The sequence below is a fragment of the Acinetobacter sp. SFB genome (assembly GCF_001647545.1).
GTDB lineage: Bacteria > Pseudomonadota > Gammaproteobacteria > Pseudomonadales > Moraxellaceae > Acinetobacter.
The window spans coordinates 1-7118 of record NZ_LSZH01000008.1 but is presented as its reverse complement, the minus strand read 5'-3'; the positions used below and the strand labels follow the sequence as shown (position 1 = coordinate 7118).

Here is a 7118-nt window from a genome sequence, read left to right as displayed (position 1 = left end):
ACAGCATGCCACAGTGCAAAATGTGGCATCGCCACAGCCTAAAAAGCGAGGCTTATTTGGTCGTGTCCTGCATGCAGTTTTAAGTGATGATTAAGAACTGGATTATCCAATTTAGCTAAATAAAACCGTGAAACATTGATCACTTAATGATCGTGGAACATGAAAAATCCATAAAAAAGCCCAGACCGGCAGGTGTGGGTTTTTCATTACACGTTAAGACTATGATTTAAAACAAATAAAATAGAGCATTTCGTATAACGTGCATTATGTTAATTTTAGCAAATCTTTAAAATGTAGAAAAATTGCATAAAGTAGTGGAACCTCTGAACATTAGTTGATACCATTATCCATTAAGTAAAATCTGATGTTTGAACTATGCAATCTATTAAATTTATCGACTTATTCGCAGGTATGGGCGGATTCCGACTAGGCTTTGAACAAGCTGTGATTGAACAGCAAAAAAAACCTGTATGTGTATTCAGTTCAGAAATAAAACCTTACGCAATCCAAGTTTATAAAGATAATTATAGTAATGAAGATGTTGCTGGCGATATTACAAAAATTGATAGTTCTGAAATACCTGATTTTGATGTGCTATTGGCAGGATTTCCATGCCAAGCTTTTAGCAGTGCTGGAAAAAGACAGGGGTTTCTAGATACTAGAGGAACAATGTTCTTTGAAGTTGAACGTATATTAAAAGCTAAAAAACCTAAAGCCTTTATTCTCGAAAATGTCGAAGGTTTAGTTAAACATGATCTTTTAAACAAGAATGATGAAATGGGTCAAACGTTAACAATTATTCTTGAGGCATTAAGAGAGCTAGGATATTCAGTATCCTGGAAAGTTTTTGATGCTAGCTATTTTGGTATACCCCAGGCGAGAAAACGCATTTTTATAACAGGAACTTTATCTAGTACTGTTGATTTGAGCGGATTTGAACCTGATATAAAATCATTAGACACAGTATTAGAAAAGGATAAACCTTTACTCCAGGGTAAGCTCATAGATTTATTGCTAGAGCATTACTCTATTAATGATTTATATGGAAAATCCGTTAAAGATAAACGAGGCGGAACTAATAATATTCATAGTTGGGATATTGAATTAAAAGGTTCTGTTTCAAAAGATCAAAGAGAACTTCTTGGCAAGATTATGAGAGCAAGAAGAAATAAAAAATGGGCTGATCTTAAAGGTATTCAATGGATGGATGGGATGCCACTAACTATCAATGAGATTAAAACTTTTTATGACCATCCTAACTTACAAGAAATGCTAGATGATCTATGTGCTAAAAAGTATGTGAAGCTAGAACATCCTAAAGATGTTGTGTCTTATCTTGATGAGAATGGTAAAGAAAAACAAAAACGAGAATATCGAGTAGATATTGAAAAGGGCTACAATATTGTTGCTGGTAAATTAAGTTATGAAATAAATAAAGTTTTGGACCCAAAAGCAATTGCCCCAACTTTAGTAGCTACAGATTTAGACAGAATCGTAGTGCCAGATGGTAAAGGACTTCGTCTATTAACATCTATAGAAAAGAAACGATTATTTGGTTTTCCTGATAATTATGTTTTAAATGTAAAACCTAAAGAAGCTTTTGACCTTTTTGGAAATACTGTAGCTGTACCAGTCGTAAAAGCTGTAACTAGTAGAGTATTAGAAGCTTTAGAGCATCAAGAAGAAGATACTCCAAAAACTTCTCCAAAATTAGAAATGTCCTAATTATTTGTATTTTTGATATAGGTAGCTCTATTGTCTGAATGTTTATCGAGGTATTTTTCTTCCGTTAAGAATAGTGCCTCGATAAAATCTTCCTTCGTATTAAAAGAAAGATATCTACCTTGATTAGAATGAAAAGAAGATGGGCGAATATTATAAATTACATCTCGTTTTGTTTGTGTTTTTAATGGCCAACGTTTAGAAGGGCACGTTATTTCCCAAATTTTTTTCAAATACACTTCATGAATACTAAGTATCCCATTATGAACTTTGTATGCGAAAATTAAATAATCAGCATCAAGCCGATAAGGATTTTCAGATACTGAAGCACAGTAAGATTGAAAATTGGCTATATCAAAATTAGCGCCAGCATTTGCATCGTAGGTTTTTACTTCCAGTAATGCTTCATATTCTTTTGGTTCTTCCCAAATATAATAATCAGGGAATTCCTGACTGCTTCCCTCTTTTTTAGGATTTCTAACATTGAAGCCATTTTGTTGAGCCCAATGACCAAACCATTCTTCTATTAATCCACCTATTCCATCTTTACCTTCAATTTGAAGAGAAATTTCTCCTAATTTAAAATTAGTCCCTCCAATTAAAGTGGTTTTTATAGATTGTAATTTTGAAAAAATTTTTAAAGCTTCTGAATGATATGACATAAAAATCAATTGTTAGAAAATTTGATTAATATAGTTTTTTTCAAGAAAATTAGAAAGGATAATTGAATAATTATCCTTTAAAGATGGAGGCGGAGATAATTGCGGCATCCAAGCACAACAGAAACTACTTACTATGATTAAATCATAATGTGTATAGAAAACGTTATGTAAATTCAAATTTAGAATAATAAATTAAGCAAAGTTTTATCCTGGCTAAATAAGAATGTTAGAAAGGTAAAATCAATGGTCGATAGAGTTGATAGCCTTACCCGTAGCCGTATCATGGCAGCAATTAAAAGCCGTAATACAAAACCAGAATTGCTGATTCGAAGTATGCTTCATCAGAGGGGATTTCGTTTTCGTTTGCATGTAAAAGACCTGCCTGGGAAACCAGATATTGTCTTACCTAAATACCACTCTGTTATTTTTATCCATGGATGTTTTTGGCATGGACACGAAAATTGCCGTTTATTTAAATTACCTAGTACTCGAACTGAATTTTGGCAAGAAAAATTTTTAAAAAATCGCAATAATGATATTCGGGCAATAGATTTATTAATGTCTAATAATTGGAGAGTTTGCATTATTTGGGAATGTAAAATCCAAGCTTCAAAGAAAGATCTAACTCAGCTTGCAGATGTTATTTCTGATTTTATAATGGGTACAAAACCATTCCTTGAACTTAGAGAAAGCTCAGATCTCATCATAAAAACTGATTAAAAATTTATTTATAATTTATCTAATCCAGCTTATATAAAGTTAAAAAAAGCCATGGCATACAACTGGCTTTTTAGTGTCACGTATAAATCTAAGACTTGTTTTAATCTTTGCTAACATGATGTTTCACGGCTTCTAAACCATTGATTTTAGGTTGAGAATTTTGGCTGTCATGACGTCAATTTAGGGTGTACTCCACTTATACGAAATTCAGTTGTAAGCCCTAAATAAGAAGCCTGAGATCATCTCAGGCTCTATTAAAATTAGCCCTTCAAAATATCATTAAAGTCCCCATAATCCGTATTTTTCAAGGCTTGAAGAAGATATTTAGCCTGTTCATAATCAAGATGTACTAGATTATATAGGCTAATATTTTCAGTTAATCCAATAGCTAAATCCTTCTTATCAATCGTCACAGTGCTAAATGGAAGGGAAGGTTTATTATTAAAAAATCGTCCAAAAAATCCTAAATGAGCTTTTCTCTGCTCTAAAATCTCATTGACTCGTTCTTCAACATAATGCTTATTTACCTGTATCGACCACTGCTCTCCTACAAGCTTAGAGATTGAGTCAGTACGGAGAAATACAACTTTAATAAAGTCCGCTTGAACACCATGTACATGGTTCTTTAATAATCTATAAACCAACTTTGCTTGATTCTCAGGAGTTAAAGCCAAGACAGAGGTGGTAGTTGCTTGTGAATCAAAGACAACTAAAGTGATTAAAGAACTATCTTCAACAAAACCATAAAAAATTTTAGATGGCTTATTGCCTAATTTATCTGCTGGATAAAACGCTTCATGCAACATATTTAGCTTCCCAATCTGTGTAAGAAATAAAATAAAAACGCTTCAAAAGGCTTTCATGCACAGGCATAACTCGCCCCCTAAAAATAATTTTTTCAATTGTGTAGAAATCTAGCTCTATTCTTTTCACCAATATATCTGGACAGATATAGAACACCTCCTTAACAACTTCAGATGCGAGCATTTCTGCATAATTTGCCAATATTTCAACATACCGCTTAGGCGTCTTACGCGTACGTTCTAACTCAATTGCTACTTTTCGGCCTTGCGGTGAAATAGCAACTGCATCTGGCACTTGACGCCACTCAGAACGGTTCATATTCGCTGTTTTAAGCATCGTAGAGCTGCTTTTCCACTCACCCCAACCACCCCTAAGCCCAATGGCTTTAATGCGCTGTAGAGCTAAACCATGATCCATAGTGACCTGTTTAATCCGCCCTACTTCAAAAAATCGCGAAGGCTCATTGTTAGGTGTAGCAAAAGCTGCTCCTGTAGCCCACCCCCGTCGAAACGCAGTGCACGACAACCCTCTTACGGTTAAAAAAGTCCGTTGAGTTCATTGCGTAGCAAATGAAGCTCAATACTTTTCAGTAAGGGGGTTGTCGTGCGCGGCAGCGCAACGACGGGGGCTTTGTAAGAGGTAAAAACGCCCTAGCGTTTTAGCAAATCCGTCCCGAACCCTTTCGGGCTGAAACCTAGCGATAGCATGGTTTCAGAGGATAGCGTAGCGGTTGCGTTACCGTGAATCATGTCATCTTTCTGCTCATTTTCACCGGCACATCTTACCGGCACTATTGAAGTGCCAGTATATGGCTCGATTACCTATATATATTTGAATAAAAAACACTCTTTTTAAGCGAGTGTCTACGAGCTGGCACAACGAAAATTTGCCTTCGCTTTTTCCTTGATTACTGGCTTTCATTTGCTTCTAAAACTTAAGTACAGAGCATCCCGAATGGGTGCGATCAGTGTGATTTTGATCCTAGATCGAGCGAAGCGAGCATAAAAAACTGATGAGCGAAGCGAATTCCGAGTTGCTTTTGCTTTTTATGATTTATACCAGGTATTAACCAAAAAATTGCCCCATCGAACTGAGCGTAAGCGAAGTTCAATAGAGTTTGAGCGTAGCGAAGTTCAATAGAGTTTGAGCGTAGCGAAGTTCAATAGAGTTTGAGCGTAGCGAAAACATAGGGCAATTTTTAGTGATGTTACCTTTTAATGTTTTTAATTCTTTTAATGCTTTTACGCTAGCTGAAACCTTTATAAATAAAGGGTTACAGAGGTGATATAGCAACGTTTCCTAGGTGATATAGCAACGTTTCCTAGGTGATATAGCAACGTTTCCTAGGTGATATAGCAACGTTTCCTAGGTATATAACAACAGAATAAAATTGGTTGTTTTTATTTATAAATTATCTTTAAAAAACATATACTTAAATGTTTAAAATTACATTTATTGACGTTTTTTTAAAGGATGAGTATTGCTTATGTGTGGTATATGACAACATTTTCTCGGTCAATGTTTACTAATGTAAATATGTTAAGTAACTGATATATATTGAAAATTACTTATAATTTAGCACTAAATATTTTTAATATTTAAACATGTCGAGTTTTTTTTAATCATATCAATTGACAACAAATAGTTATAGTGTTGTTATAACAACATATAATTATTTGTTGCTTATTTCTCATATGACTGATCTTGTAGTTAAATCCAATAAGCTAGTGCAAGCATTGCAATCTCTTACCCTATCTGAAGCAAGACTTATTCAGCTTGCTATTATTGACGCAAGAGAAACAGGTAAAGGATTAACTCCAAAACATCCACTTGAGTTAAATGCTGCACGATATGCCGAGGCATTTAATGTTTCATTAGATGCTGCATACTTAAGCTTAGCAGAGGCTGAAGAAACTCTATTTAAACGACAATTTACAATTGAAAATGATGATGGTTCCATTACTAAAAGTCGTTGGATCCAAGATGCAAACTATAAGAAAGGTGAAGGCCGTATATTACTAACTCTAACTCGGGTTTTAATTGATCAAGTTACTAAGCTAGATGGCTTCCGGATATACTTTACTAGCTATCATCTAAAACAGACTGCTAACTTTAAAAGTATTTATGCAGTAAGGCTATACGAGTTATTAAAACAGTGGAAATCCATTAAAAAAACTCCCATGTTCCCTCTAGAAAAATTTAGAGAACAGCTAGGTGTAGGAATAAACGAGTACTCGAGAGTTGAAGCTTTTAAGAGAAGAGTCGTAGATGTCGCTATTCAACAAATAAATGAATTTTCAGATATAACTGCAGAATACCAACAACATAAAAAAGGACGTTCTGTTTCTGGATTCACATTTATCTTTAAATATAAAAATGAAAATGAAAACGATGACAAACCAAAAAACTCAAGAGAACAGAGTCCAGAACAGCTATTTTCAAAAATGACAGATACTCAACGACACTTATTTGCCAATAAGCTTTCACAACTTCCTGATATGAGTAAATATTCTCAAGGTACAGAAAGCTTCCAGCAATTTGCTGTACGTATTTCTGAGATGTTGCAAGATCTCGAACGCTTTAAAGAACTCTATCCATATCTAAAAAAAGTGGGATATGCGCCATCTAATAAAAAGGACACTATGAATGGCTAAGCTATCGCTGAGCGAAGTATCAAAGCAGTTTCATGTCGATAGATCTACCATCTATAGGGCTGTGCGTAATGGACGTTTATCTCGTTCTAGTGATGGGCAGTTTGATCTAGCAGAAGTCATTAGATGCTTTGGTGAACCAACACCCACAGCTCAAAAACATGAAGTACCTAACCAGGCAGATGATGCAACAACAAAAAAACTTATTGCGCAGTTGGAAAATGAAGTTAAAAAATACCAAGAGCGTGAAGAACGCTTAATGCAGCAAATTGATCGCATGCAGACACTTATTGAGTTAAAAAGTGTGGCACCTGCTACAGTACCGCCACAACAAGACGCTACAGCATGCGACATTGCAATGCCACAAAGTGCAACAACAGATCAAGATATTGAAAATAAAGGAAATAATTATAAAATTTTAGCAGAAAATGTGGCAGTGCCACAGCAGTCTAATACAGTAAGCCACAGTGCAACGCCACAGCATGCCACAGTGCAAAATGTGGCATCGCCACAGCCTAAAAAGCGAGGCTTATTTGGTCGTGTCCTGCATGCAGTTTTA

The 7118-nt window shown here is 35.0% G+C and carries 7 protein-coding genes and 1 pseudogene; 5 read left to right on the top strand and 3 right to left on the bottom strand.

The features are described 5' to 3' along the window. Together AY606_RS16055 and dcm are read left to right on the top strand one after the other, a co-directional pair. Positions 1-94: pseudogene (locus AY606_RS16055) on the top strand (plasmid replication DNA-binding protein); the annotation flags it as partial. 281 nt (positions 95-375) lie between these two features. Beyond that, the gene (gene dcm, locus AY606_RS04505) at positions 376-1725 is read left to right on the top strand and encodes a DNA (cytosine-5-)-methyltransferase (RefSeq protein WP_067865391.1); all 1350 of its coding nucleotides are present in this window, start codon (positions 376-378) and stop codon (positions 1723-1725) included. Here the strand turns inward: dcm and AY606_RS04500 are convergent. Further along, positions 1722-2384, bottom strand: a complete 663-nt coding sequence (locus AY606_RS04500) for an NgoBV family restriction endonuclease (protein WP_081408362.1) — start codon at positions 2382-2384, stop codon at positions 1722-1724. The genes dcm and AY606_RS04500 overlap by 4 nt on opposite strands. Before the next feature lie 243 nt (positions 2385-2627). On the opposite strand from AY606_RS04500, the gene AY606_RS04495 reads away from it, so the two are divergent. Then, complete coding sequence (locus AY606_RS04495; protein ID WP_067865388.1) at positions 2628-3104, top strand: very short patch repair endonuclease; 477 nt, start codon at positions 2628-2630, stop codon at positions 3102-3104. A gap of 260 nt (positions 3105-3364) precedes the next feature. Here AY606_RS04495 and AY606_RS04490 read toward each other — a convergent pair whose 3' ends face one another. Both AY606_RS04490 and AY606_RS04485 read right to left on the bottom strand, forming a co-directional pair. After that, on the bottom strand, positions 3365-3910 hold the full coding sequence (locus tag AY606_RS04490) for a hypothetical protein (protein WP_067865385.1): 546 nt from the start codon (positions 3908-3910) through the stop codon (positions 3365-3367). After that, complete coding sequence (locus tag AY606_RS04485; RefSeq protein ID WP_067865380.1) at positions 3900-4325, bottom strand: hypothetical protein; 426 nt, start codon at positions 4323-4325, stop codon at positions 3900-3902. Before AY606_RS04485 ends, AY606_RS04490 begins: the two co-directional genes overlap by 11 nt. A gap of 1277 nt (positions 4326-5602) precedes the next feature. Between AY606_RS04485 and repM the strand changes: the two genes are divergently transcribed. After that, a complete protein-coding gene (gene repM, locus AY606_RS04480) occupies positions 5603-6562 on the top strand; it encodes a replication initiation protein RepM (RefSeq protein WP_067865377.1) in 960 nt (319 codons plus the stop codon). Further along, positions 6555-7118 (top strand): plasmid replication DNA-binding protein (locus tag AY606_RS04475; protein ID WP_067865374.1); only part of this gene is annotated, 564 nt, incomplete at its 3' end. The genes repM and AY606_RS04475, both read left to right, overlap by 8 nt.